22 protein-coding genes are annotated in these 25,503 nt (G+C 70.1%); 12 read left to right on the forward strand and 10 right to left on the reverse strand.

The window, feature by feature from the left end; translation table 11 throughout:
- Positions 1 to 112: 112 nt before the first annotated feature.
- Complete coding sequence (locus ABTW72_RS06620; protein WP_350855096.1) at positions 113 to 2,401, reverse strand: putative glycosyltransferase family protein; 2,289 nt, start codon at positions 2,399 to 2,401, stop codon at positions 113 to 115.
- Complete coding sequence (locus ABTW72_RS06625; protein ID WP_350855099.1) at positions 2,398 to 3,189, reverse strand: deoxyribonuclease IV; 792 nt, start codon at positions 3,187 to 3,189, stop codon at positions 2,398 to 2,400. The genes ABTW72_RS06620 and ABTW72_RS06625 overlap by 4 nt, the downstream gene beginning before the upstream one ends.
- A 627-nt stretch (positions 3,190 to 3,816) precedes the next feature.
- On the opposite strand from ABTW72_RS06625, the gene rpsF reads away from it, so the two are divergent.
- The 4 genes from rpsF to rplI all read left to right on the forward strand — a co-directional run bounded on the left by rpsF (position 3,817) and on the right by rplI (position 5,466).
- Complete coding sequence (rpsF, locus tag ABTW72_RS06630) at positions 3,817 to 4,107, forward strand: 30S ribosomal protein S6 (RefSeq protein WP_036391391.1); 291 nt, start codon at positions 3,817 to 3,819, stop codon at positions 4,105 to 4,107.
- 80 nt (positions 4,108 to 4,187) lie between these two features.
- A complete protein-coding gene (locus tag ABTW72_RS06635) occupies positions 4,188 to 4,724 on the forward strand; it encodes a single-stranded DNA-binding protein (protein ID WP_181518404.1) in 537 nt (178 codons plus the stop codon).
- Complete coding sequence (gene rpsR / locus ABTW72_RS06640; protein WP_051723758.1) at positions 4,724 to 5,005, forward strand: 30S ribosomal protein S18; 282 nt, start codon at positions 4,724 to 4,726, stop codon at positions 5,003 to 5,005. Before ABTW72_RS06635 ends, rpsR begins: the two co-directional genes overlap by 1 nt.
- A 14-nt stretch (positions 5,006 to 5,019) precedes the next feature.
- Complete coding sequence (rplI, locus tag ABTW72_RS06645) at positions 5,020 to 5,466, forward strand: 50S ribosomal protein L9 (protein WP_112583905.1); 447 nt, start codon at positions 5,020 to 5,022, stop codon at positions 5,464 to 5,466.
- 204 nt (positions 5,467 to 5,670) lie between these two features.
- Here rplI and ABTW72_RS06650 read toward each other — a convergent pair whose 3' ends face one another.
- Complete coding sequence (locus ABTW72_RS06650) at positions 5,671 to 7,224, reverse strand: hypothetical protein (RefSeq protein WP_350855104.1); 1,554 nt, start codon at positions 7,222 to 7,224, stop codon at positions 5,671 to 5,673.
- Positions 7,225 to 7,620: 396 nt separating this feature from the next.
- Between ABTW72_RS06650 and dnaB the strand changes: the two genes are divergently transcribed.
- The gene (dnaB, locus tag ABTW72_RS06655; RefSeq protein WP_112639881.1) at positions 7,621 to 9,024 is read left to right on the forward strand and encodes a replicative DNA helicase; all 1,404 of its coding nucleotides are present in this window, start codon (positions 7,621 to 7,623) and stop codon (positions 9,022 to 9,024) included.
- A gap of 164 nt (positions 9,025 to 9,188) precedes the next feature.
- On the forward strand, positions 9,189 to 9,947 hold the full coding sequence (locus ABTW72_RS06660; protein WP_350855107.1) for a hypothetical protein: 759 nt from the start codon (positions 9,189 to 9,191) through the stop codon (positions 9,945 to 9,947).
- A 46-nt stretch (positions 9,948 to 9,993) separates the two neighbouring features.
- Here the strand turns inward: ABTW72_RS06660 and ABTW72_RS06665 are convergent, their stop codons facing one another.
- The 5 genes from ABTW72_RS06665 to ABTW72_RS06685 form a co-directional block, all read right to left on the reverse strand.
- The gene (locus ABTW72_RS06665) at positions 9,994 to 10,671 is read right to left on the reverse strand and encodes a maleylpyruvate isomerase N-terminal domain-containing protein (protein ID WP_350855110.1); all 678 of its coding nucleotides are present in this window, start codon (positions 10,669 to 10,671) and stop codon (positions 9,994 to 9,996) included.
- Between the two features lie 104 nt (positions 10,672 to 10,775).
- Entirely contained in the window at positions 10,776 to 11,159 is a 384-nt protein-coding gene (locus ABTW72_RS06670) for a TFIIB-type zinc ribbon-containing protein (protein ID WP_350855113.1), read from the reverse strand.
- Between the two features lie 22 nt (positions 11,160 to 11,181).
- Complete coding sequence (locus ABTW72_RS06675; RefSeq protein WP_112625893.1) at positions 11,182 to 11,814, reverse strand: phosphoribosyltransferase; 633 nt, start codon at positions 11,812 to 11,814, stop codon at positions 11,182 to 11,184.
- A gap of 41 nt (positions 11,815 to 11,855) precedes the next feature.
- A complete protein-coding gene (locus tag ABTW72_RS06680) occupies positions 11,856 to 13,235 on the reverse strand; it encodes a glycosyltransferase 87 family protein (protein ID WP_350855115.1) in 1,380 nt (459 codons plus the stop codon).
- Positions 13,236 to 13,285: 50 nt separating this feature from the next.
- Positions 13,286 to 15,811 (reverse strand): putative bifunctional diguanylate cyclase/phosphodiesterase, encoded by a 2,526-nt coding sequence (locus tag ABTW72_RS06685; protein ID WP_350855118.1) that lies wholly within the window; start codon positions 15,809 to 15,811, stop codon positions 13,286 to 13,288.
- Between the two features lie 698 nt (positions 15,812 to 16,509).
- Between ABTW72_RS06685 and ABTW72_RS06690 the strand changes: the two genes are divergently transcribed.
- The 5 genes from ABTW72_RS06690 (at position 16,510) to ABTW72_RS06710 (ending at position 22,566) form a co-directional block, all read left to right on the forward strand.
- Positions 16,510 to 19,608: an AfsR/SARP family transcriptional regulator gene (locus ABTW72_RS06690; RefSeq protein ID WP_350855121.1), complete on the forward strand. Its 3,099-nt coding sequence runs from the start codon at positions 16,510 to 16,512 to the stop codon at positions 19,606 to 19,608.
- A 261-nt stretch (positions 19,609 to 19,869) separates the two neighbouring features.
- Positions 19,870 to 20,361 carry a cyclic pyranopterin monophosphate synthase MoaC gene (gene moaC, locus ABTW72_RS06695; RefSeq protein ID WP_088987073.1) on the forward strand — a complete coding sequence of 164 codons (492 nt, stop codon included), beginning with the start codon at positions 19,870 to 19,872 and terminating at the stop codon, positions 20,359 to 20,361.
- Entirely contained in the window at positions 20,358 to 20,828 is a 471-nt protein-coding gene (locus ABTW72_RS06700; RefSeq protein ID WP_091397543.1) for a MogA/MoaB family molybdenum cofactor biosynthesis protein, read from the forward strand. The genes moaC and ABTW72_RS06700 overlap by 4 nt, the downstream gene beginning before the upstream one ends.
- A gap of 53 nt (positions 20,829 to 20,881) precedes the next feature.
- On the forward strand, positions 20,882 to 22,141 hold the full coding sequence (locus ABTW72_RS06705) for a molybdopterin molybdotransferase MoeA (protein ID WP_350855125.1): 1,260 nt from the start codon (positions 20,882 to 20,884) through the stop codon (positions 22,139 to 22,141).
- A complete protein-coding gene (locus ABTW72_RS06710) occupies positions 22,138 to 22,566 on the forward strand; it encodes a molybdenum cofactor biosynthesis protein MoaE (protein ID WP_350855128.1) in 429 nt (142 codons plus the stop codon). The genes ABTW72_RS06705 and ABTW72_RS06710 overlap by 4 nt, the downstream gene beginning before the upstream one ends.
- Positions 22,567 to 22,570: 4 nt before the next feature.
- Here the strand turns inward: ABTW72_RS06710 and ABTW72_RS06715 are convergent, their stop codons facing one another.
- Both ABTW72_RS06715 and ABTW72_RS06720 read right to left on the reverse strand, forming a co-directional pair.
- Positions 22,571 to 24,037: a glycosyltransferase 87 family protein gene (locus ABTW72_RS06715; RefSeq protein WP_350855131.1), complete on the reverse strand. Its 1,467-nt coding sequence runs from the start codon at positions 24,035 to 24,037 to the stop codon at positions 22,571 to 22,573.
- 215 nt (positions 24,038 to 24,252) lie between these two features.
- Positions 24,253 to 24,798 carry a DoxX family protein gene (locus ABTW72_RS06720; RefSeq protein WP_112583895.1) on the reverse strand — a complete coding sequence of 182 codons (546 nt, stop codon included), beginning with the start codon at positions 24,796 to 24,798 and terminating at the stop codon, positions 24,253 to 24,255.
- A 133-nt stretch (positions 24,799 to 24,931) separates the two neighbouring features.
- Here ABTW72_RS06720 and ABTW72_RS06725 point away from each other — a divergent pair, with 133 nt between their 5' ends.
- Positions 24,932 to 25,480, forward strand: a complete 549-nt coding sequence (locus tag ABTW72_RS06725) for a GNAT family N-acetyltransferase (RefSeq protein WP_350855134.1) — start codon at positions 24,932 to 24,934, stop codon at positions 25,478 to 25,480.
- Positions 25,481 to 25,503: the final 23 nt, after the last annotated feature.

Below are 25,503 nucleotides of genomic sequence, written 5' to 3' on the forward strand. Positions count from 1 at the left end.
TACTACGGCCGGCACCACGTCAGGGTTTGCGGGGGAGCCCTCCCGGCGCAGGGATCAAGCCTGACCGCCCGGAGCCGGGTGGCTCCCCCGCAAACCCGCCCTTGAGACAACTTCAGAGCCGATAGACGACCGCGTCCCCGACCTCCTGCCGGCTGATGCCGAGCGGCTCGACCGGCGCGTCGATGCTGATCTCCCACGGTGTGCCGGCCACCTGACCGCGCAGCAGCACCACCGTGCGGACGCCGAGCGTGCGCAGGTAGTCGACGCTCGTCTGGTCCGGGAACGACTGGCTCACCCGGCGGACGTCGTCGAGCTGGCGCGGCGTGAAGCCGCTACCGCCGTTGACCACGTCGGGGAACCCGCTGGTCGACCAGAGCATCACGTGCTGGTCCAGGCTCTGGTTGCTGGGCAGCACCAGCAGCGGACCCTCCGCCGAACGCATCGCCGCCGGCTGGGTCGGCACCACCGGGTGTGGGGTGGTGTTCAGGCCTTCGACGGTGACCAGCAGCAACGGCAACAGGGTGGCCATCCGCAGCCACGGCCCCGGCCACGACGGAATCCGCTGCGCGGTCAACTCGCGGACCCGGTCGGTGAGCGCGGTGACCGCGCCCGCCGCGAGCAGGCCGAGCAACAACGTGGTCCAGAGCATCAACCGCCCGGGGGTACGCAGCCCGCTCCAGCCCGGCAGGTGCTCGAAGAGAGGCACGTAGGTGAAAGTGCCGTCGAAGAAACGGGTGCCCATCGCGAAGGCCATCGTCAGCAGGACCCCGGCGAGCAGCAGCAGTCGGTGCCGCAGCCGCCAGACCGAGAAGAGCAACCCGCCCGCGGCGAGCGCGTAGAGCACGAAGCCCGGCAGCAGGGTCATCTCCGGGTGCCACGGCAGCGCCGCCCGGGCACCCTCGTGCAGCCCACCCCAGATTCGCGACTCCCCGGGCGCCGTCACGAAGCCCGACGCCGGCGGCGAGAAGAGGCTGATGTCGGCGATGGTGCGCTCGGCGTACGGGTGCAGCTCGGTCACCTTGAAGAACGGGAACGCCATCAGCAGACCGACGCCGGCGAACAACACCCCGCCGAGCACGTCGGCGACGAACAACCGGCGACCGAACGGAACGGCCTGCCCGGTGCGCAGCCGCCGTACGAAGAACAGGACGGCAGCGACCAGCACCGCGCCGGCCAGGAAGTACGCGAATGGCAGCCCGATGCCGAAACCCAGGCTGAGTTGCCAGGCCGCCACCAGCCAACCGGCGTAGACCCAACCGTCGTGCCGGCGCTCCGGCCGGTAGCCGTGTCGCAGCGACCACCCGTGCCCGCGCGCCAACATCGCCAGCGCCAGCGGAATGCCCCCGTTGGAGAGCACGTGCAGGTGCCCGGCCTGGGCCAGCAGCCACGGCGCGTAGGTGTAGCTCACGCCCGCGACGGCCGCACCGATCCGGCCGGCCCCGAGCTGTCGGGCCAGCGCGTACGCCCCCAGCGTGGCGAGCGCGTGCGCCAGCACGAACATGATGTTGTAGCGCAGCACGGCGTCCTCGGGACCGCTGCCGAGCATCCCGGCCGGGGCGTACCCGAGCAGCGTGTCGGAGAACGCGAAGCTCCACAGCTCGGGGAAGAACGTGTTGGACTGCCACAGCCGCGCCGGGTCGGCCAGCAGGATGTGCCCGGACCAGGCCATCTGCCAGGCTTGCAGGCTCGGGTCCCAGTAGTCCTGCGGGAGGGTGTAGCGCGGATAGCGCAGCGTCGGCCAGGTCATCAACACGGCCAGTGCCAACGCGCCGAGTGCGGCCAGGGTCCACTCGTGGATCAGGAAACGACCAACCGACCGGCTCGCCCGACTGAAGATGGAGGGCTTCGGCTCAGGGGCGGAGGCAAATGCCTCCCACCGCTCCGGGCCGACCGGCTTGGCCTCGCTGTCGGCCTTGTCCGTACCGTCGGCGCCGTCCGCCTTCGCGTCCCTGGCCGGGTCGCTGTTCTTGGCCGTGCCGCTGTCCTTGGCTGGTTTGCCGGCCTTGATCGCGCCGCTGTCCTTGGCCGCGCCATCCACCGTGCCGCTGTCCTTGGCCCGTTCGGTGTCCTTGGCCGGGTCGGTGCCCTTGGCCGGGTCGGTGCCCTTGGCCGGGTCGCTGCCCTTGGCCGGGTCGCTGCCCTTGGCCGGGCCGCTGCCCTTGGCCGGGCCGCTGCCCTTGGCCGGGCCGCTGCCCTTGGCCGGGCCGCTTCCCTTGGATGCGTCGGTGCCCTTGGCAGCGTTGGCGCTGACCGCGGTGCCGCTCTCGGCGGCAACCTGCTTGGCTGCGGCGTTCTGCTGGGTGGGGGTGCCGGCCGCGGCCGTGGTGGGGGCTTGACTCTCGGCGGCCGCGCCGGTGGGGCTGGGCCGGGCGTTGCCGGTCCCGGGCTGTCCGCTCGTCATGCCGCCGGGCTCTCCGCTCCGAGCTGCTCACGCAGAAAGTCGATGTCGGCGGCCTGGCCGGTCACACCGCCTGGTGTCTCGACGACCACCGGTGCGCCGGCCGCCCGGATCACCGCCACCACCAGCTCCGGGTCGATCGTCCCGCCGCCCAGGTTGTCGTGACGGTCCTGGCCGGAGTTGAACGCGCCCTTGGAGTTGTTGGCGTGCACCAGGTCGATCCGCCCGGTGATCGCCTTGACCCGGTCGACCAGGCCGAGCAACTCCTCGCCACCCGCGTACGCGTGGCAGGTGTCCAGGCAGAAGCCGACCTCGTAGTCACCGACGGCGTCCCAGAGTCGGGCGAGCGCGTCCAGCCGTCGGGCGCAGGCGTTGTCGCCGCCGGCGGTGTTCTCGATCAGGACCGGAACGCCGAAGCCGCCGGAGTCCGCCGCGTACGCGAAGGTCTTGCGCCAGTTGTCGAAGCCGACGGCGAGGTCGTCGCCGGCGTTGACGTGCCCGCCGTGGACGATCAGGCCCTTGGCGCCGATGGCGGCGGCAGCGTTGGCGTGCCCGAGCAGCAGCTTGCGACTCGGGATCCGGATGCGGTTGTTGAGCGTGGCCACGTTGATGACGTACGGCGCGTGCACGTAGAGGTCGACCTCAGCGGCGCGCAGCCGCTCGGCATCTTCGCGAGGCTTGGGCGCCTTCCAACCCTGTGGGTCCGCGAGGAAGAACTGCACGGTCTCGGCGGACCGGGCGGCCGCCTCCGCCAGCGGGTCGGTCGAGTCGACGTGGGCTCCGATACGCATGCGAGCGAGCCTACGTCGCGACCCCGACCGGCGGGGCGACGGCCGGGGCGGTGTCGCGTCACCGGAGGGACCGACGATCGTTGATGGGTTTGAACCGGCGACCAGTATCCCGGTGCCGCCAGCGGCGCGAGCGTCGCACACGGCGACCGGCGGTCGACGGCCGACAGCGAGGTCACCCCCGCGGCGCGGCCCGGCGCAGCGGGGGCGACCCCATCGCACACCAGTACCGAGCGACGGCGAATCTCGGAGAATTGTGCTTTTCCCCCCGACAAGGTACGAGTCCTGTTGTATCGTCAGATAACAACACGATAAAGCTCCGCGGGGCGTCTTCGGTCCAACCTCATCGGTGTGGTCGTTCCTCCCCAGGTCCCACCCAAGGAATGCGGACCGGACGCCCCGCGGCCTCGTAGACGGGGGTCCACCACCGACCAATGACGGTCGGACGGTGGGCCCCCGTCGGCTCGTCCGGGTCCGGACCCCACCACCCCGGGCATGATCGTTGGGACCGGGTATCCTGGTCAGGTTGTCCGCGTCCGGCCGGGTTCCCTCGGCGCGTGCGGGCAGCGACACAAGACCTCCTGCCACGGAAGGACCGTGGCCGCTTAGCCCACAGGAGGTGAGCACGTCTTGCGTCACTACGAACTAATGGTCATCCTCGACTCCAGCCTCGAGGAGCGCACCGTCGCACCGTCGCTCGACACGTACCTGAACGTGATTCGGACCGCGGGTGGCTCGGTTGAGAAGACCGACGTGTGGGGCCGTCGGCGCCTCGCGTACGAGATCAACAAGAAGGCCGAAGGCATCTACGCCGTCATCGACCTGCAGGCCACGCCTGCTGCGGTGGCCGAGCTGGACCGTCAGCTCCGGCTCAACGAGTCCGTGCTGCGCACCAAGGTCATCCGACCGGAAATGCGCTAGAGCATCCAACCCCGGTTCGTCCGGATCAGCCTCCGCGACTCTGTCGTACGGCTCTGCGAGCCTGTACGACGAGACGCTGAGTGCGCGAGGAGATGGTCATGGCAGGAGACACCACCATCACGGTCATCGGCAATCTGACCGATGACCCCGAGTTGCGGTTCACCCCCTCCGGGGCTGCGGTCGCCAAGTTCCGAGTCGCTTCGACGCCCCGTTTCATGGACAAGGCGTCGAACGAATGGAAGGACGGCGAGCCGCTGTTCCTCGCATGCACCGTGTGGCGGCAGGCCGCCGAGCACGTCGCCGAGTCGCTGCAGCGTGGCGCTCGGGTGATCGTGTCGGGCCGGCTGCGTCAGCGGTCGTACGAGACCCGCGAGGGTGAGAAGCGCACTGTCATCGAGCTTGAGGTCGACGAGATCGGCCCGTCGCTGCGCTATGCCACGGCGAAGGTGCAGAAGATGTCCCGCTCCGGCGGTGGCGGCGGCGGCTTCGGTGGCGGCGGTGGCGGTGGCAACCAGGGTGGCGGCGGAGGCAACTTCGACGACCCCTGGGCTTCGGCTGCTCCTTCTCCCGCGCGTGCCGGTTCGGGCGCCAATTTTGACGAGGAGCCACCGTTCTAATGGCGCCTAGCGCTCGCGATCGCAAACCAGGAGCACGTGCAACGGCCAAGGCTGCGGCACTGCGCAAGCCCAAGAAGAAGGTGAACCCGCTCGACAAGGACGGGATCGCCTACATCGATTACAAGGACACCGCGCTGCTGCGCAAGTTCATCTCCGATCGCGGCAAGATCCGCGCTCGTCGGGTGACCGGCGTGACCTCGCAGCAGCAGCGGCAGATCGCCCGTGCGGTCAAGAACGCCCGTGAGATGGCGCTCCTGCCGTACACGGCCACCACCCGCTGAGAGGAGGCACCGATATGAAGATCATCCTGACTCAGGAAGTGTCCGGGCTCGGTGCCCCGGGCGACATCGTCGAGGTCAAGAACGGCTACGGCCGTAACTACCTGCTGCCGCAGGGCTTCGCGATCGCCTGGACCAAGGGCGCGGAAAAGCAGGTCACGGTCATCAAGCGGGCCCGTGGGGCCCGCGAGATCCGCGACCTCGACCACGCCAACGAGGTCAAGGCTCAGCTTGAGGGTCTCAAGGTCAACCTGAAGGTCCGCGCCGGCGACGGCGGACGGCTCTTCGGCTCGGTCACCCCGGCCGAGATCGTGGACGCCGTCAAGGCGGCCAGCGGCCCGGTCCTCGACCGGCGTCGGCTGGAGGTGCCCGGTCACATCAAGTCGACCGGCACCTACCCGGTGAAGATCAAGCTGCACCCCGAGGTGACCGCAGCGTTCAACCTGAACGTCGTTCAGGGCTGACGTCCCCAACACCACCACGAGGGCCCGCACCGAGCGATCGGTGCGGGCCCTCGTGCGTACGTCGTCCAACCGGCACTGCCCGGGCCAAGACGGTCGCCACCGGGCATGCCCCGACCCGCCGCCCAGTGGGGCCCGACCTGCCTCCCCGCCCAGCGCAGGCCCCGACCCGACGCCCGCCCGAGCCGGACCCGGCCTGCCGACGGGTCACCCGATGGGCTGGCCCGTCACCGCGCTGATCAGCACCGTGGAGAGGCCACCGCCCACCACCGCGGCGGCAACCGCGATGGTCGCCGAGCGCCACGTCGTGCCCACCCGCCGCAGCAGCGCCGCCACCACCAAGCTGCTCACCAGAGCCAGACCGAAGCGCGGCGAACCGGCCAGGAGTGACTCCAGCGCGCGGGACCGGGCGGACTCACACCCGCCCCCGCTGATGTCGGTCACACAACCAGCCGGCGCCTGGCTGTCCAACGTCAACAACCAAACGAAGATCAGCATCGCCGGCACCAGGTAACAGGCCGCCGTGTACAGCAGCGGCCGGACGGACCCACCCGGATCCGGGTCCAGCAGGTCGTCCTCCAGACGCCGGGCCCAGGCACCCGTGGCCGCCGACTCGACCCGCCGACGTACCGACGCCGTTCCCACCGCCGGCCGGTCCGCCCTACGTCGGGGCGTACCCGGACGCGGCGCGCCCGTACGCGGCGCAGGCGCGCTGCGCGGCCGTGGGGCGGTGTATCCCACCACCGGAGACCGGGGTGCCGACGTCGTCGGATCCATCCAACGCGGGTCGTCATCGGCCAACCGAGTGCCGGACCAGAACCCGTCATCCCGGCTCGGCCACCCCTCGGCCGCAACCGAGCGATCGGAGCGCGGCGCCAGCGTACGGTCCCACTGGTCGTCCTCGATCGCGGACCGCTCCCACTGGCCGGTGCGGTCCGACCGTTCCCAACCACCGACGCTCTCCACCGCCGACCACTGCCCGCTCAGGTCCCCGCTGTCCGCGTCGGCCGTCGGCGGCCACGCGTGCACGCCCGAGGCGTCCCACGGGTCCACCGCGGGCGGGTACGACGGTTCGGGCTCCGCCACCCGGTCCGATCCGCGGGCCCACGGGTCGGCTGCCGGACGTGACCAGGACTCCTCCGCCGCACGGCGGCTACGCCGACTGGGACGGCTCGGCTCCTGGTCCGGCACCTGCTCGCTCTTGGCGGACTCCGGCTCCCCGCCCGACCAGATCACCTGCGGACGGCCAACGGGCGCGCGGCGGGGACGTCGGTCCGAGACAGCGCCGGAGACCGGCTCGCCCTCCCCGGCATCGGCCCGCCGGCGGCCGGAGTAACCCTGCTCCTGCGGCCGGTCGAGCGTCCACTCTCGGGTGTGGTCCGAGTCCGGCGCCGGGCCGATCGCTGCCTGATCCCGTCGACGCGGCTCGCTGCCCCGCCGCCGAGCACTCGACGACCCGGCCGACCGTCGGCCTGCCCCGGAGATCGGCCGCTCGGGCTCGTCCTCGTCGTCGTCCGGTGCCGCGTGGCGACCACCGCCGTCCGCGTGCCGGACCCCGGACTCCACCGCCCACCGGGGCAGGTAGGCGTCGACAGGCTCGTCCTGGCCGCGGTCCAACGCACGCCGCCTGCTGGAGGTGCGGTAGCGCCCGTCCTCGTCGTACGGGTCAACCGGAACAGACGCCGCGCGCTCACCCCACGAGGCGGTTGGCTGGCGCTCGCGCGGGCTGCCATCGCCGCGTCCCCAGTCCCGGTAATTCACGGCCGGAGTGTGACCCTTCTGAACCGAAAGCGGAATCCGCTGTCCAGGTGTAGCCGTTCGCTGGAGATAGTACGGGACGATCGTGTCACAGGCCCGACCGAAATATTCTCCTCCACAGGCTGGGGAGCATGTTCTGGCAGGTCAGCGACTTGTGGCCGAGAATTCCCCAATGGTTATCCACAGGCTGTGCACACGCTGCGCACATGCTGTCCACCGGGATCCACAGGTTGTCCCGAGGCTCGTCCACCGGCGTTGTTGAGTCTCTGACCTCGGGGTCCGTATGGTTGGCCCTCGACCGCCGGCGATGGCCCCCGATCGACCGGCCCGGTCGGAGGAGAAGTGTCGTACCCCAGCGGTAGAGCTGGGGTTGGATCCGGCGCAGTGGAGGGGGGACCCGTGTCGGTCACCGACGACATGCGGGCAGAGCCACGCTCCGGCGGAGGCCAGCCACCCGCGCAGCGGGATGGCCAGTTCGACAAGACCCCGCCCCAGGACGTCGCGGCCGAGCAGTGCGTCCTCGGCGGCATGCTGCTCTCCAAGGACGCCATCGCCGACGTCGTCGAGATCCTCAAGACCAACGACTTCTACCGGCCGGTGCACGCCACCATCTTCGACATCATCCTCGACATCTACGGCCGGGGTGAGCCGGCCGACTCGATCACGGTCGCGGCGGCGCTCGCCGACTCCGGGGATCTGGTACGCATCGGTGGCGCACCGTACCTGCACACACTCATCGCCAGCGTGCCCACCGCCGCCAACGCCGCCTACTACGCCCGGATCGTCAGCGAGCGGGCGGTGCTACGCCGACTGGTCGAGGCCGGCACGAAGATCGTGCAGCTGGGCTACGGCACCGCCAGCGGTGGTAGCCGCGACGTGGACGACGTCGTCGACCTCGCCCAGCAGGCCGTGTACGACGTCACCGAACGGCGGGTCAGCGAGGACTTCGCGGTCCTGGCCGACATGTTGCAGCCGACGCTCGACGAGATCGAGGCGGTGGGGGCGACCGGCGGCATGATGACCGGCGTGCCGACCGGCTTCAGCGACCTGGACCGACTGCTCAACGGCCTACACGCCGGACAGTTGATCATCGTGGCCGGAAGGCCCGGTTTGGGCAAATCGACGGCTAGCATGGACTTTGCCCGAAATGCTGCTATTCGCGCCAACCAGGCGGCAGCCATCTTCTCGCTGGAAATGAGCAAGGTCGAGATCGTCATGCGGCTGCTCTCCGCCGAGGCGCGGGTGCCGCTGCACGTGCTGCGCAGCGGTCAGCTCTCCGACGACGACTGGACCAAGCTGGCCCGGTGCATGGGCGAGATCAGCGAGGCGCCGCTCTTCGTCGACGACACGCCGAGCATGAACCTGATGGAGATCCGGGCCAAGGCTCGGCGGCTCAAGCAGCGGCACGACCTCAAGATGATCGTGGTCGACTATCTCCAGCTGATGACCTCACCGAAGCGCACCGAGAGTCGTCAGCAGGAGGTCGCGGACCTGTCCCGTGGCCTCAAGCTGTTGGCCAAGGAGGTCGAGTGTCCGGTGATCGCGGTCAGTCAGCTGAACCGTGGCCCCGAGCAGCGCACCGACAAGCGACCTCAGCTGTCCGACTTGCGTGAGTCTGGCTCAATCGAGCAGGACGCCGACGTTGTCATCCTTCTGCACCGCGACGACTACTACGACAAGGAGTCGCCGCGGGCCGGGGAGGCGGATTTTATAATTGCTAAGCATCGAAATGGACCGACCGACACCGTGACCGTCGCGGCCCAATTGCATCTATCGAGATTTGTGGACATGGCCATCGGATGAGCGACACGGGCTCTCGTCTTTCGGCGGCGCAAATCAAGGCGGTTGTTGAACGTGCGCAGACGGGCGAGAGTCTGACTCGAATTGCGAACTCATACGGCGTCAGCAGGCAGGCTGTCCGTGGCCTACTGAAAAGGCGGGGCGTACCCGCTCGGTCGAGAGCGAAGTTGGCCGAACCGGAACGCTCAGAGGCGGTCAGACAATACGCCGAAGGTCGGTCCATAGCCGAAGTGGCAAAGAACTTTGGTTTCACCGAGCCAGGGATGCGCGGCCTGTTGGTCCGCCGTGGCGTTGTGCTCCGGAGGACCGTGCACACGCTTCGGCACGACGCGTTCGACCTGTTGACACCAGAGGCCTGCTACTGGCTCGGGTTTCTCTTCGCCGACGGATGCGTGACCTACCGGACGGGCCATCTCCCGCAGATCTCCGTAGGTCTTGCCCAGCGGGACCGCGAACACCTTGCCTCGCTGCGCACCTTCCTGGGTTCGACCAGTAGCATTTCAGCACCAAGTCCCACGCACGGCTCGTGCCAGTTCTCGGTGCGCTCGACCCGCCTTGCCGAGCGCATGGTGGCGCTAGGGAGGTATGACGGACCGCTTGACGAACGGCTGACCGAATCACGCGACTTTTGGCGCGGCGTCGTCGACGGCGATGGCTCAATCGGTCAATACCGTCGACCGAATCCTAGCCAATCGACGTTCTCTCAATTCAGGTTGGTAGGTAGCAAGCGCCTACTCGATTCGTTTGCGGCCTTCCTTGAGAGGAATGGTATCGATGGTCTTTCTGTTCGCCCGCACAAAACGATCTACACGATCGGTACAACCTGTGCGCCTGCTGAGAAGATAGTGGCTATGTTGTACTCGGAAGCGACCGTCGCGTTGACGCGGAAAGCCGAGATCGCGAAGAAGATGCTCGGCAGCTCATAGTGCCTTCGGCTTGATTCTTGTTTCTCTCAATGGGAAGGACGGAGGGTCAGCCGAGCAGTGGGAACCAGCCCGCCGACTCACCAAGTTCCAGCCGGTCCCGGTCGGTCAGCGGTACGCGCCCGGTGGCCTTCAGCAGGAAGTCGTGGTCGTCCCACGCGCTGGGTCGAACGGTGTCGTCGCTGAGCAGGCCGTCCATGGTCGCTACCGCGATGCGTACCGCCAGTGGGCCGGGCGGCGGCGCGTCGGGCAGTTCCAGTGTCAGGTCCAGGTGGTGGACGGCGGCCTCGGTGGTCAGGGTGGCGAGGAAATCCGGTACGCGCAGCACGTGTCCCTGGGTGGTCACGTACCCCTCGGGGTCGGCTGACGTGGCGGCGCGGACCGCCGCCGGCGCGGTGTCCCGCCAGAGCTCGACGATCCCGGTCGGACGGTCGAAGGCGGCAGCCGATCGCCGGACCCACCAGGCGTGCCCGGCGGCCTCGTCGTCGTTGCCGGGAAAGTCACGCCAGTAACTCACGTCGTCGACGTCGGCGGGACCGTCGACGGGGCTGGCCAGGGTGACGAGTGCCCGCTGGGCATCGCCGAGCACGTGCAGGAGCAGGTCGGCGATGAGCCAGCCCCGGCAGCGGGTGGCTCGTTGCAGGCCGGCATCGTCCAGGCGACCGACCACCGCGGTGATCCCGTCGTACGCCTGGGCCAGCGCCTCGTCCGGTCGGATCACGGTCATGCGATTCAGCCTCGCACGAAGCATCGCGCCCGCCAACGATCAATGGCCCGGGTGGTGTGCCCGGGCCGACGCGTGATCGACCCGGGCGCGAGGTCGGCTTGGGCTCAGCCGAACATCTCGTCGAGGAAGCCCTTGCGCTTCTTCTGCCGGTAGTGGCCGTGGTAGCCGTGGTGTTGCTGCTGCTGGTGGCCGTAGGCCGGCTGCGGCGGGTAGCCGTGGGCGGGCGGGGGCGGCGGCGGGACGGCGCCGTAACCGGGCTGGTGCGGCGGGGGCGGCGGGGGCGGGTAGCCGGCCGGCTGTTGCGCGGGGTGCCCTGGCGCGCCGCCGGTCTGTTGGCGGCTCCAGTTGGCCTCCGCCTCGAACAGCTTCTCCAGCTCGCCGCGGTCCAGGAAGATGCCTCGGCACTCCCCGCACTGGTCGATGACGACGCTGCTGCGCTCGTACTGGCGCATTTCTCCGTGACACTTGGGACAGGTCAGGCTATTCATCGCCCGACGGTACCTGAGGGACCTATGCAGTTGCTGTGAGCGCCTCGGTGACTTCTTCGTCGGACACCTCGTGGAAGTCGTCGTAGTAGACGCTGACCGCGCCGAAGTCCGCCGGGCGTTGCGCGCAGATGACCTGGTCGGCCTCGGCGGCGAGCAGTTCGTACGCCTCCTGCGCGCCGACCGGGACCGCGACGACGACGCGGTGTGCCCCGAGTTGGCGGACGACCTCGACGGCTACCCGGGCGGTTGCGCCGGTGGCGAGGCCGTCGTCGACGATCACGGCCGTCCGCCCGGTGAGGTCCAGCTGTGGGCGGTCGCCCCGGTAGAGCCGTTCGCGGCGTTCCAGTTCGGCCTGCTCCCGATGGCGGACCTCGGCGATGTCGTCGCTGCTGAGTCGGCTGGCCACCGCGTCGTTGAGCACCTGGACACCGCCCGGCCCGAGTGCGCCGAAGGCGACCTCCCGGGCCCACGGCATGCCGAGCTTGCGGACGACCAACACGTCCAGTGGTGCGCCGAGGCGTTCGGCGACGACCCGGGCGACCGGCACGCCGCCACGGACGAGGCCCAGGACGACGACGTCCGGTTCGCCGATGAGTGCGGTGAGCCGTTCGGAGAGCACCCGGCCGGCGTCGGCCCGGTCGCGGTACGTGGTCATGCCTTCAGGTTTACGCCCTGACGTGCCGTTCCGCTCGGAAGTTAGGCCGAAGTGGTCCGACCGGACCCCTCATCGGCAACCGCGGCGGTCGGTGTGTCGCCCGGGCGGTGCAGGGCGGGAGCCCAGGTCAGCAGGGCCAGCGGGTACAGCAGGTAGCCGAAACGGGTCGAGGGCATCAGAGCGATGGCGGCGAGCAGCCCGTACCCGCAGATGAGCGCGGTGGCGACGGCGGTGCGGGGCGGGCGGCGGGCGAGCCGGACGGCGATGGCCACTCCGGCGGCGACCAGCAGTCCGGCGGCGATCAGCCGGCCGGCGGGTAGCGCGCTGGCGATCAGGTAGCCGGGGAACGGGGACTGTGCGGGGCTGGTGACCAGCCCGTGGCCGAGGGGGAAGCGCAGCACGTTCTCGGTGAGGGCGTCGCGGTCCACCAGCAGCGCCGGCAGTAGTGCGGCGATGGGCAGTCCGATGGCGCCGACAGCGACTCGGGTGCCGGCGCGTCGGGTCAGGCCCCAGACGATCAGGACCAGGGCGACCGGCCACGCGAACAGCTTCAGCGCGCCGGCGAGCCCGACCGCGAGGCCGGCCCGGCCGGGTCGGTCGGCGGCGGCGAACGCGAGGGCCAGCAGGCAGAGCGCGAGTACGGGTAGGTCGTCGCCGCCGGTGGCGAGGGTGAGGGCGCAGATCGGCAGTACGGTGGCGGCCTGCACGCCGCGCAGGAGGGCGGCGTCCCGCCGGTGGGTCGCGGCGGTGGTGGCCCGATCGGAGGTGGCCTGGCCGGCGGTGGCCTCGCCCGTGGTGGCCGGTTTCCTGCGTAGGGCAGCCACGGCCAGGGCGAGGGCCAGGGCGGTGCCCAACGCGAACCAGACCCGGGAGTCGGTCCACCAGGTGTCAAGCAGCGCCCTGGGCAGGCCGAACATCGCCATGCCGGGCTGGTACGGGGTGTAGCCCATCAGTTGCTCGCCCGGTGGCAGGGCGGCGATGGCGTCGGGTCCGAGGTATGGCGTGCCGTGTTCCAGGAGGCGGCTGCCAGCCTGCTCCACGACCAGCACCTCCTCCTGGGCCCGGTCGGTGCGCCCACCGGCCCGGTCGATGCTCTGCCAGGCGAGGGGCAGCAGTGTGGTGGTGGCCCAGGCGAAACCGGTGACCGCCCAGCGGGCTGGCAGACCGGTCAGCCGGGAGGTTGGAAAGCGTCGACGCAGTAGAAGTTGGGCGATCACAGTCAGCGTCGCGAGCAGGTAGCCGACGGCGGCGACCGCGCCCCAGGCGCGGTGCGGCAGCAGGGTGGACGTGACGGCGGTGATCGCGGCGAAGGTGGCCGACACGGCGTAGAGGCCCAGGTCGAGGGCGAGTCCGCCGGCGGCGTTGTCGAGCGTGCGCCAGTGCCAGCGACTGCGGTGGGCGGTCGGGTCGTCGACGATCACGCGCGACAGTCTGGCAGACCGGGCTGCCCGCGCAGCGGGGCGATGCCTGCTCAGGCGGGCAGGTGTGGCAGGCGGTCGGGCTTGGAGCGGCCGGCCTGGCGGCGGTTCTGGCTCAACCGGATCACCGCCCCGGTGTCGTGCAGCGGCGCGGCGAGGGTGCCCGGTCGGCCGCCCGAGCCGCGCTGCATCGCCGCGAGCAGGGTGCCGGACGGCATCGGCCGGGCGAACAGATGCCCCTGGCCGGCGACGCAGCCCAACTCCCAGAGGGCCCGTCGCTGCGGCTCGCTCTCCACCCCCTCGGCCACCACGTCCAGGTCGAGGCTGCGACCCAGGTCGAGGGTGGAGCGGATGACGGCGGCGGCCTCCGCCGAACTCTCCATCGTCGTCACGAAGCTCCGGTCGATCTTCAGCTCGTGAACCGGGATTCGGGAGAGCAGCGACAGTGAGGAGTAGCCGGTGCCGAAGTCGTCCAACGCCAACCGGACCCCCTCGTCGCGTAGTCGGCTGAGCACCCGGTCGACCACGTCGAGTTGGCTGAGGGTCAGCGTCTCGGTCAACTCCAGGACCAGCCGGTCCGGTGGGAGGTCGTGGGCGCGGAGGCGGGCCAGCACCGAGCCCGGGAACCGTGCGTCGAGCAGGCTGCGCGGGGACACGTTGACCGCGACCGGTACGTCGAAGCCGGCGTCGCGCCAACTCACCGCCGCGATCAGCGCCTGGTCGAGGATCGCTTCGGCGAAGGCCGGTAGCAGGCCGGACCGTTCCACCGCCTCCAGGAACCGCAGCGGGTCGATCAGGCCGTGGGTGGGGTGGTGCCAGCGGGCCAGGGCCTCAGCGCTGGTCACCTCACCGGTGCCCAGGTCGACGATCGGTTGGAAGTTGACGACGAACTCGTGGTCGGCGACCGCGCGCGGTAGGTCACCGCCGAGGGTGAGGCGACCGAGGTCGGCGGTGTCGCGGGTCGGGGCGTACGTGGAGATCCGCTGCCCGGCCCGCTTCGCCTGGTACATGGCCACGTCGGCGCGGCGCAGCAACTCGGCCATGCCGCCGTTGGACGGGGCGCCGGAGATTCCGCCGCTGGCTTCGACGCTGATTCGCATGCCGTCCAGATCGAACGGCTCGTGCAGGGCGGCGAGCAGCGTCTCGGCCCGGTGCGCGGCGACCGCCGGGGCCGGCAGACCGCGCATGAGTACGGCGAACTCGTCGCCGCCGAGGCGGGCCACCAGGTCGCTCGGCTGGGCCGCACCCCGCAGCCGGTCGGCCACCTGCACCAGCACCTGGTCGCCAGCGGCGTGCCCGAGCGTGTCGTTGACCTCCTTGAAATGGTTGAGGTCGATCAGCACCAGCGCGGTCACCCCGTCGGCATGGCGGGTGCTCAACTGTTCGGTGCCCTCGTCGAGGAGGTGCCGGCGGTTGGCCAGGCCGGTCAGCGCGTCGTGCGAGGCCGCGTACGCGTGCTCGTCGGCGACCCGGGCCAGTTCGGCGTACGCCTGGGCGTTGCGCACGGCGGTGCAGAGCGCGGAGGCGAAGGTCCGCAGGGTGTACTGCTCCCGCTCGGAGAGCTGCACCGGGCCGCGGAAGCGCAGGCGAAGCATGCCGACGTCGACCGTCCGGTCGTGGCCTTCCAACGGTGCGGGGACGACCGTGCGGTCCACGTCGGTGGGCGTGCCGGTCGGGCCGTCGAAGGTGATGCCGCCGGTGCCGCCGCGTACGGTGCGGCCGCCGTCGCGCAGCTCGATCTCGACTTCGTCGGCGGAGAACAACTCGGCGGCCTGGGTGACGGCGGTGGTGAGGACGTTGTCCAGGTCGACCACGTTGAGCGCGTCGGTGGTGCGGGCGAGACGCTGCCACGCCTGCTGCTCCGTGCGGGAACGGATCCTCGTGGAGTAGGTCAGGTGCAGGCTGAACACGAGTGGCGGGACGGTCAACAGGAGCTTGAGGTTCGCGTCGAGGATCAGCAGCGTGCAGACCACCACGACGAACCGCACGGCGAACCCGGCGAGTCGAAGGTCGAGGTTGGTCCGGAACTGCTTCGAAATCTTGGTCCTGGAAGCCAGCGCGATGACCGGGATGGCTAGTAGATCGTCCAGCAGTGCCGCAACCAGGTAGGAGAGAGCCACCGACACGATCAGCGTGACTGTGCTCCCGGGTGGCCAGGTCCAGGCTGTCGTCGCCAACGTGAGGCCGGCACCCCAGGCCACGATGACGTTCTTGCCCACGCTGAATGCCAGCTTGATGGGCGGCAGGCGGAGCGAGGCGAACGTGATGCCCACCGCGGTGCAGAGCACTACCGAGTGGACCGGAGCGATGGCGAGGCCGACGATGATCGCAGCCTCGGTCCAGCTGATCGAATGGGTGGTGGACCGGATCCGCACTCTGGCCTTGACCAGGGTGCCCAGAGCGATCGCGACGGTGAGCACGACGAGGATCGCGGTATCGCTCGGAGTGGCGGTCGTCGCGGTGCGCGCCGCGGGCGGTAGTGAGGCGGCCGTGATGACGGCCGCTACAACGACGACGAGACCGACGAGCAGCCGTAGCTGTCGCTCGGTCTCAATCTCTCGTCGCTGAGGAAGGGTCATACCACTCCCGAAGGGCCGCCTCCGCTGTGCTCGTAGCCTATCGCTCGGGCTCGTGCACGTCCCCCGTCAACTTTCAGTTCCACTCGCTGCCGCGCATCGTCGTACCCCCTTCTCTGCTGTGCCATTTCGAAGACCACCCCAAGGGGAGCTCTTCATCCGAAAGGCAGCTTAAGAGAAGGATCGACGGCTTAGAAGAAATAAATGTCGGTATGCGCAACATTAGCCAAGTTGAAGCCCTTTTATCACGTTCTGTCCATCGCTGCTGAACACAGTGCGGTCAGCTTGCCGACTTCGGATTCGTTGGCACCTTGCAAGTGTGGAAGATGCGTGGCGCGGCTACGGGTTCCGTTGTTGCTCAGTCTGGTGCCCCTTCAGGAGTTGCCTCATCCGGAGTTTGGACAAGCGTAAGGCCGCCATGGGCAGAGTTGACGTGGTCGGGGTGTCCGGCGCGGTAGTGAATGATGCCGGCCCTGGCCTCAGGCCGAAGCGGTGGCGGTGGGATATTCGCGTCACTGCGGGCAGTCATGCAACTTGCTGGTGACACGGTGCGGTCTTCGATTGCCAATCGCGCAGCTCCTGGTATTCCTGAGGGTGCCCGGGGTCGTCCGCTTCGTTCTGTGAGCGCAAAGTCACCGATTCGAGGGCCGTAGACTCCATTGCGTGATCGGCTGAGTACCTGGCATGGCTGGAGTGGGCGGGTGGAGATTCAGGTTCTGGGCGGCCTTTCGGTGCAACTCCCTACCCACAAGCTGCGCCTTGGCACACCCAAGCAGCAGACAATCTTCGCGATGCTCACCGTTCAGCCCGAGCGACTTGTGACTGTTGACGACCTCGTCGATGAGCTATGGGCCGATCGCCCACCGCGATCAGCCGTGGCTAATGTGCGTACCTACGCCGCCAATCTGCGCCGGGCTTTCGAGGCTTTCCCGGCCGGCAGCGGTGCCATCGAGCGCCAGCGCAGCGGCTATCGGCTCGTAGTCGACCCGGAACGGGTCGACATCTTTCGCTTCGAGTTGGAACGGAACGCCGGTCGGGAAGCGCTGACGGGTGGCCACCTGGACCGTGCCCGCGAGCTGCTGGGGCGCGCCCTGGCTCGATGGCGGGGACCGATGCTCGCTGGCGTACCGCTCGGGCCCGTCCTCACCTCCCGAGCTGTCGCGGCCGAGGAGGAGCGGCTGTTGACCGTGGAACTTCTTGCCGACGTCCACCTGAGATCGGGCCGGGACGACCTGGCGATTGCGCTGTTGCGGGAGGTGGTGGCCCGCCATCCTCTGCGCGAGCCGGCCTACGTCCTGCTCATGCGTGCCCTGCACGAGCGCGGGGACAACGCGGAGGCGCTGGCGGTGTACGACGAGATCCGAACAACGCTGACCACGGAGTTGGGTGTCGGCCCCGGGGGCAATCTCGAGGAGTTGCGCCGCTCCATCGTCGCGGCGATGTCGCGCCCCGGTTCGGCGCGTGCCGCCGTACGGGTTCGCGGACCCGACGGGGCGCGCCCGCTAGGGGCGGGGGCGGCGGCCAGCGCTGCACCGGAGCCGGCGGCTCAGATCAGCCCAGTGGATCACCTTCCCCGAGCTGTCACCGACTTCGTCGGCCGAGCGGACGTGGTGTGGCGGCTGCTGGCGGAGACCCGGCGGGTCGAGGAGCGGGTGCCCGCCGTACACATCATCGACGGCATGGCGGGCAGTGGGAAGACGACCCTCGCCGTGCACCTCGCCCGTCGGCTGTCCGATCGATACCCGGACGCCGCGCTGTTCATCGACCTGTGCGGGCACGGTGACAAGAACCGGATCGAGCCTGCGGGTGCTTTGTTCACCCTGCTTCGACAGCTTGGGGTGCCGGCCGACCGGGTTCCGGTGGAGTTCGACGACAGAGTCGAGTTGTGGCGACAGGAGCTGGCCCGCCGCAGGGCAGTGGTGATCCTCGACAACGCCGCGAGCAGCGAGCAGATCATGCCCCTGCTGCCGGCCGAGCCGACCACAGTTGTGTTGGTGACCTCGCGACGACGGCTGTCCCACCCGGATGCCGGGCCGTCGCGGACGCTGCCGGTGATGAGCCCGCAGGAGAGCGTGGATCTGCTCCGCCTGAGCGTCGGTCGGGACCGGGTCGAGGCCGAGCCGGATGCCGCCGCCGAGGTGGTGCGCCGGTGCGGGTACCTCCCACTGGCGATCCGATTGGCCGGTGCCAGGCTGGCGCATCGGCGCGGCTGGCGACTGGCGGACCTGGTCGAGCAGATGGCTGGCGATGCTCCGGTGCTGCACCATCTCGCTCAGGAGGAGAGCACTGTCACGGGGGCCTTCGCTGCCTCCTATGAACCGCTTCCACCTTCGACCAAGCTTGTCTTCCGATTCCTGGGTCTGTACCCCGGCAGCCGCTTCAGCGTGCCGGCGGTCGCCGCACTGACCGGCCTGACGATCACGGAAGCTCGCGCGGCGCTCGACGACCTCGTCGATCGGAACCTGGTCGAGGACCTGGACTCGACGCGATATCGACTGCACGACCTCATGCGGCAGTACTCCATCGATCTGTGCTCGGGTACCGACTCGTCGAACGACCGCCGAGGTGGACTGGCTCGACTGTTCGACTTCACGCTGGAGGCCGTCCTGAAGGTCGCCGACCTGCTGGAGTCGGGCGTCATCAGATCCCAGGTGACGCACATTCCGACCGGACAGCTCGAGCTCGTCGAGGCCATCGGGGAGCCGACCACCGACTGGTTGGAGGCCGAGCGGACGGACCTGGTGACGATGGTGTCGTCGGCACGCGAGTCAGGGTTCCACCAGCACTGCTGGCAACTGGCCCGCGCTCTCTGGCGTTTCTGCTACATCCGCGGTTACTTCGAAGACATCATCCTGACCCATCGTCATGGACTGGAGGCGGCGGAGGCTGCCGGGGACACCGATGCGCTCGCGCTGATGAACAACTACCTGGCATCCGCCTACGTCCGCACCGGAAACAAGCAGGGGGCACTCGACCACCTGACCCGCTCGGTCGAGCTCTCCCGCCACTCGCGGGACGTCCTGAACCCGGCCCGGTACCGCGCGAACCTCGCCGCTGTCTACTGGTGGAGCGGTCACCTGTCCGAGTCGGTGAAGCTCGGCTTCGCGTGTCTGCGCGACTACAAGGTGTACGGAAATGTCGGCGGGTCCATCCTGCTGCCGAATCTCGGTCTGGCGCTCTCGGCCCTGGGGCGTTACGAGGAGGCGTTGCGGATACACCGCCTGCACCTCGCGTGGGCCCGAACGAACTCCGACGAGTTCCACACGCTCAACGCTCTCAGCCACATCGGCGCCGTGCGTCTCCGAATGGGTGACCTTCCGCAGGCGATCCGGATTCTCCTGGCCTCGTTGGCGCTGCGCGATCGTACCGGCCACCGGTATGCCGAGGCCGAGGTGCGCAACGACCTCGGGATCGCCTATCGCGGTCTGGGTCGTCTGGTGGAGGCCCAGCAGGAGCACGAGTTGGCTCGGAAGCTGTCGATCGTTTCGGGGGAGCGACACGTGGAGGCGGCTGCGCTCAACGAACTCGGCCGCACCCTGCTGGCGCAGGGTCGGGGCGGCGAGGCGTTCGAGGTGCACCAGGAGGCGTTGCGGTTGGCCACTCGGATCGCGCACCCCCACGAGCAGGGTCGAGGGTTGGCCGGCCTCGCCGAACACTTCGCCCGCACCGACCCGGCCGAGGCGCGGCGGCACTGGGAGCGGGCGTTGGCGATCTTCCGGCGGATGGGCGTGCCGGAGCGCTTCGAGGCTGAACGTCGCCTCGCCGAGTTGACTGGCGCGACAGTGGTCGCGGAGCGCTGACCAGTCTGAACGGCGCTTATCGATTTCTTATCGGCAGGCCCGGTAACTTGCCGACCGTATCGGCGAACGGGGGAGGTTCTGCCTCTGGGCAGAACCGGGTCGTCGACACGCGCCCGCTGCTGGGTCCCCCCAGCGACCTCGGCGGCGGGTCGGTGAGGGAGGAGCGGCGTCGGGGCCGTTGCGCCGTCAGCACCCGGTGTGTCGTCAGCGTGACGCCGCTCCTTCCGACCGCCGTCGTACCGCACCGATAGGCTCACGACCGTGACCGAACCCGCGCAGCTCAGCCACGTCGATCGCGCCGGCGCGGCCCGCATGGTCGACGTCTCCGCCAAGGCGGTGACGGGTCGGTTGGCCGTCGCGGCCGGCCGTCTGCGGACCACGCCCGAGGTCATCGACCTGTTGCATCGCGACGGGCTGCCCAAGGGTGACGCGTTGGCCGTCGGGCGGCTCGCCGGGATCATGGGGGCCAAACGCACTCCTGATCTGATCCCGCTCTGCCACCCGATCGCCCTGCACGGTGTCACCGTCGACCTGCGGCTGACCGCCGACACTGTGGAGATCACGGCCACTGCCCGCACGGCCGACCGGACGGGCGTGGAGATGGAGGCACTGACTGCGGTTGCCGTCGCCGGTCTCGCCCTGGTCGACATGGTCAAGGCGGTCGACCCGGCGGCCTCGGTGGAGGCGGTCCGGGTGCTGCGCAAGGAGGGCGGCAAGACCGGCGAGTGGGTTCGGCCGGAGGATCGGCCGTGATCAGGGCCCGGGTGATCGTCGCTTCCAACCGGGCCGCGGCCGGTGTCTACGCCGACACCAGCGGGCCGTTGCTCGTCGCCGGCCTGCGTGAGCTGGGCTGCCAGGTCGACGACCCGGTGGTGGTGCCCGACGGTGAGCCGGTCGGCGATGCTCTGCGGGCCGCCCGCGCCGACGGCGTCGAGGTGGTGCTGACCAGCGGTGGCACCGGAGTGACCCCGACGGATCGGACCCCGGACGTGACCCGGGGCCTGCTGGATTACGAGATCCCCGGCATCGCCGAGGCGATCCGTGCGCACAGTCGCGACCGCGTGCCGACGTCGGTGCTGTCCCGGGGCCTGGCCGGGGTCGCCGGTCGGATGCTGGTGGTCAATCTGCCCGGCTCGACCGGCGGTGCCCGGGACGGCCTGGCCGTTCTCGGGCCGATCCTCGGCCACACCGTCGACCAGCTTCGCGGCGGGGACCACTGACCGGTGCGCGCCAGGCCCGGGCGGGTGTCGGTCCGTGCCGATAGGCTCGGTCGGTGAGCACGGAAACCGCACCCACAGCGGATCGGGTCACCGCACCACCGCCGGCCGGGTGGGAAGAAGCCCGTTCTCGGGTCTACGCGGTCGGTCTGGCCGCCGCGCTGCCCGCCGCCGCCCGACCACTTGTCGACACCGACGGGTCGACCCTGGCCGAGCCGTTGACCACCCGCACCGACCTGCCCGCGTTCCCGACCTCCAGCGTGGATGGCTGGGCGGTGCGCGGCAGTGGGCCGTGGCGCGTCGTCGGCCGGGTCCTGGCCGGCAGCACCCCCGCGCCGCTCACCGAGGACGACACCACCGTCGAGATCGCGACCGGCGCGATGGTGCCCGAGGGCGCCACCGCCGTGCTCCGCGTCGAGGAGTCCGCCGCATCCACCACCGGCCTGATCAGCGGTACTCCCCGGGAGACGCCGGAGTGGCGCAACCCCGGCGAGGAGGCGTACGCCGATGAGGAGTTGTTGCCGGCCGGCACGCCGGTCGACCCGGCGGTGATCGGTCTGGCCGCTGCCTGCGGGCACGACACGCTGCGGGTCCGGCGGGCACCGCGCGCGGCGCTGCTGGTCTTCGGCGACGAACTGCTGACGGCGGGCCCGCCCGCGGCCGGTCGCATCCGCGACGCGCTGGGTCCCGCGGTGCCGGCCTGGCTGCGGCGGTACGGCTGCCAGGTCCGCCCGTCCGACGTGGTCGGCCCGGTGGCCGACACGCTGCCCGCGCACGTGGCGGCCCTCCGTTCGGCGCTGGGCCACGCCGATCTGGTCTGCACCACCGGCGGCACGATGAACGGCCCGGTCGACCACCTGCACCCGACCCTGGAGGCGCTCGGCGCCGACTACGTGGTCAACACGGTGGCGGTCCGCCCGGGCTTCCCGATGCTGCTGGCCCGGCTGACCGGTCCCGACGGGCGAGCCCGGTTCGTGGCCGGGCTGCCGGGCAACCCGCAGTCGGCCATCGTCGCGCTGGTGTCGCTTGTCGCACCGCTGCTCGCCGGCCTCCAGGGCCGGTCGATGCCGGTGCTGCCGCAGGTCACGTTGGCCGAGGCGGTGCCCGGTCGCGGTGACCACACCCACCTGGCGCTGGTCCGACTGGACCGGTCCGCCGGCGTCGCGTTCCCGGTCCGTCACGTCGGCTCGGCGATGCTGCGGGGCCTGGCCGGCGCGGACGGGTTCGCGGTCATCCGACCCGGCACCAGCGGTGAGCCGGGCGACCGGGTGCCGATCGTGCCACTGCCGTTGTTTCCCGGGGAGCGTGCATCGTGACCGCACCAGCGATCACCTTCGGCGAGGTCACCGACCAGCCGCTCGATCTCGCCACGCACGAGGCGGCGGTCGCCGACCGTCGGGCCGGCGCCGTGGTGTCGTTCCAGGGCGTGGTCCGCGACCACGACAACGGCCGCCAGGTCACCAGCCTGGAGTACGAGGGGCACCCGAGCGCCGCGCAGGTGCTGCGCGAGGTGGCCGCCGAGATCGCCGCGGAGCCCGACGTCTACGCGGTGGCGGTCTCGCACCGCGTCGGCCCCCTGGTGATCGGTGACGTGGCGCTGGTCGCCGCGGTGAGCACCGCGCACCGGGCGGCGGCCTTCGCGGCCTGCGCCCGGCTGGTCGACGAGGTCAAGGCGCGACTGCCGATCTGGAAGCGGCAGGTCTTCACCGACGGCACCGAGGAATGGGTCAACTGCCCCTGACCGCTCAGCGGCGGCCGTTGACCACCACGGCCCGGGCGAGCCGGTCGCCGTAGAACGCCGGCTCCGCGCCTGGCCGCCAGGGCAACGCGGCGACCAGGACGATCAGCGCGAGTGCGAGCGAGTTCTCCATCAGTGCCCCGAACAGGCCGTCCTGGTAGTGCGACATCTCCGGCAGTTGGTGTTCGTACGGCCAGATCGGCGAGATCAGGAAGAGCAGGTAGAGCCCGATCGCGGCGAAGCCGTGGCGGAGCCCGGTCAGCGTCGGGTACCAGATCGGCGGGCGGAGCCCGTTGACCCCTGGTAGACCGCCGAAGACCGGCCCCTGGCCGGAGCGCTGCGGCATCCCCCGGCTCGCCTCGCGGCGACGCACGGCGGCGTCGGCCAGCACGATGATCGCCGGGATCACCCAGACCAGGTGGTGCGTCCAGGAGATCGGGCTGATCACGTTCGCGGTGAGACCGACCAACGTGAAGGCGGTCAGCTCGTCACCGTCGGCGCGGGAACTGGCCGCCCGGGACAGGCCCAGCGCCAGGACCAGCACCGAGAAGGCGAGCCAGAGCAGCCCGGGGGTCTCGATCGAGTCGTACAGCCGGGCGAGCAGGCCGGCGAGGGACTGGTTGGGTGTCATGTCCGCCGCGCCGACCCGTTCGGTCTGCCACAGCACGCTGCCGAAGTAGGTCCGCGACTCGTCACCGACGATCGCGAAGGTCCCCAACGTCACGCCGATCGTGGTGCCGATGGCGGTGGCCGCCACCCGCCACTGACGGGTGATCAGCAGGTAGGCGATGAACAGCGCCGGGGTGAGCTTGACCGCGGTGGCGAGGCCGATACCGGCCCCCGCCCAGGCCCCGCCGTAGATGAAGCGCAGCAGCGGGCCGTCGGTGGCGGCGTAGTGGGTGCCCCGGCGGGACCGCCAGCGAAGGCCGATCAGGTCAGCCATGATCAGGGCGAAGAGCAGGATGTTGACCTGGCCGTAGCCGAGCGTCTCCCGGCCTGGCTCGATGGCGACCGCGAGCGGCACCGCCAGGGCCACCGTGAACCACAGTGGCCATCCCAGTCGGTCCACGATGGGTCGGAGCAGCCCGGCCAGCACCAGCGCCAGGGCGGCGATGCTGGCGGCGGCGTTGACCAGGCCGGCCGCGTCGATCGGCAGCTGCGCCATCGGCAGCATGACCAGCCCGGCGAAGGGCGGATAGGTGAACCCGAGTGTGGTTTCGGGCGCGATGAACTCGTAGAGCTCGTGACCGCTCGCCCACCACACCACGGCACCGTGGTAGATCTTCATGTCGAAGAAGTTGTACGGCCGCCCGAAGGTGCCGATGGCAAGCCATGCGGCATAGGCGACGGCGGCCACGATGGCGCCCCGTACGACGTTCCTGCGATCGATCCCGCGCGTCACACGGTCGATCCCGCGTGTCACACGTTGGATTGGGGCGAGGCGGTCCGCCCGTCTACCGACATCCGTCGGCATGGCGTGGCCACCCCCGTACCAAGGTCGTCCTACCCGTCCAGGTCCTGCACGGAGCCTAGAACGGCGCCTCACGTCAGTGCCTCCCGCGTTATGCGACCGTGTCCGATCCCACACATGTTTTTGACATTTCCACCGCGTTAACGCCTACCGGGTGGTTCAGGTAATTCGTGGCCTTAGCGAGGGGCGGGGGTGGGGCGGAGACGGATCGACGCAGGTCAGCCGGGGAGTCGACGTGCGGTGGAGGCGGAACGGACGGCGATCCGGGCCTCGCGACGGGCGGTCCGGACGGCGCGTTGCATGGAACGTCGAGAGTGGCCGATGCGATGGCCCGTCCGCCACCGCAGACCCGGCTTGCCACCGGTGTCCGCAGCGGCGAGCAGCAGACCGCCGAGGAGCCCGAGGTTCTTCAGGACATGGATCTGGTTGTTGTTCTTGGCGATCGGGTCGTCGTTGTTCCAGAAGGGATGCCCGGCGATGGTCACCGGGACCAGCGTGCCGGCCAGAACCAGCGCCGCGGGTCGGCTGAACCGGCCGGTGGCCAGCATCAGACCGGCGCTGACCTGCACGGCCGCGTTGAGCCGGATCAACGTCTCGGTCTCGGTGGGGAAGCTCGGGTGTGCCTTCTTCAGCACTGGTGCGACCTTGTCGGTCACCGGTTTGGCGGCCACCGCGAGCCGGCCGGGGTCGCGCAAGTTGCGATACCCGCTGACCACGAAGATGCCGCTCAGCATGGCGCGGGCGAGGGAGCGTACGGGCGTCATGGATCAGTCATACCCCGTCGCGACGTTTGCTACCCCGTCAACCGCAGGATCGGATTGGTGTTCGTACACGTACGCCACGCCGAATCGAGCGACCGTCACGGATGGACGGGCGCTGGCGGGTAACGTCGCGCGGGTGACCACGCTGCGGCTACGCCCCGAGGACCCGGCCGACGCCGGTCCGGTCCGCCGCGTACTGGCCGCCGCCTTCGCCCGCCCGGACGTGGCGACGCCGCCGGAGGTCAGCCTGGTCGACGAGCTACGCGACACCACCGCCTGGTTGCCGGAGTTGGCCATGGTCGCCGAGTACGGCGGTGAGGTGGTCGGCTACGCGCTGCTCACCCGGGTGCGACTGCGGCCGGAGCGAGGCTCCGACGTGCCCGTCCTGGCCCTCGGCCCGGTGGCGGTCGCGCCGCACCGACAGCGTGTCGGGCACGGCACGGCGGTCGTGCAGGCCGCCCTGGACGCCTCCACCGAGTTGGGCGAGCGGCTCGTGGTCGTCCTCGGTGCCCCGGTCTTCTACCGCCGGTTCGGGTTCGGCCCGGCGAGTGAGTTGGGCCTGACCGGCCCGTGGGCGGGCCTCGGTGAACCCTGGCAGGCGCTGGTGCTGCCGCCGTCCACCAGCGAGGAGGACCCCCCGCCTCGCGGTGAGGTGCTCTTTCCGGCGCCCTGGTCGAAGGTCTGACCGGGTCGGCGTGATCGTTGGAG

Origin of the sequence: Micromonospora sp. NPDC127501 (assembly GCF_040302185.1) — a bacterium.
Classification (GTDB): Bacteria; Actinomycetota; Actinomycetes; order Mycobacteriales; family Micromonosporaceae; genus Micromonospora.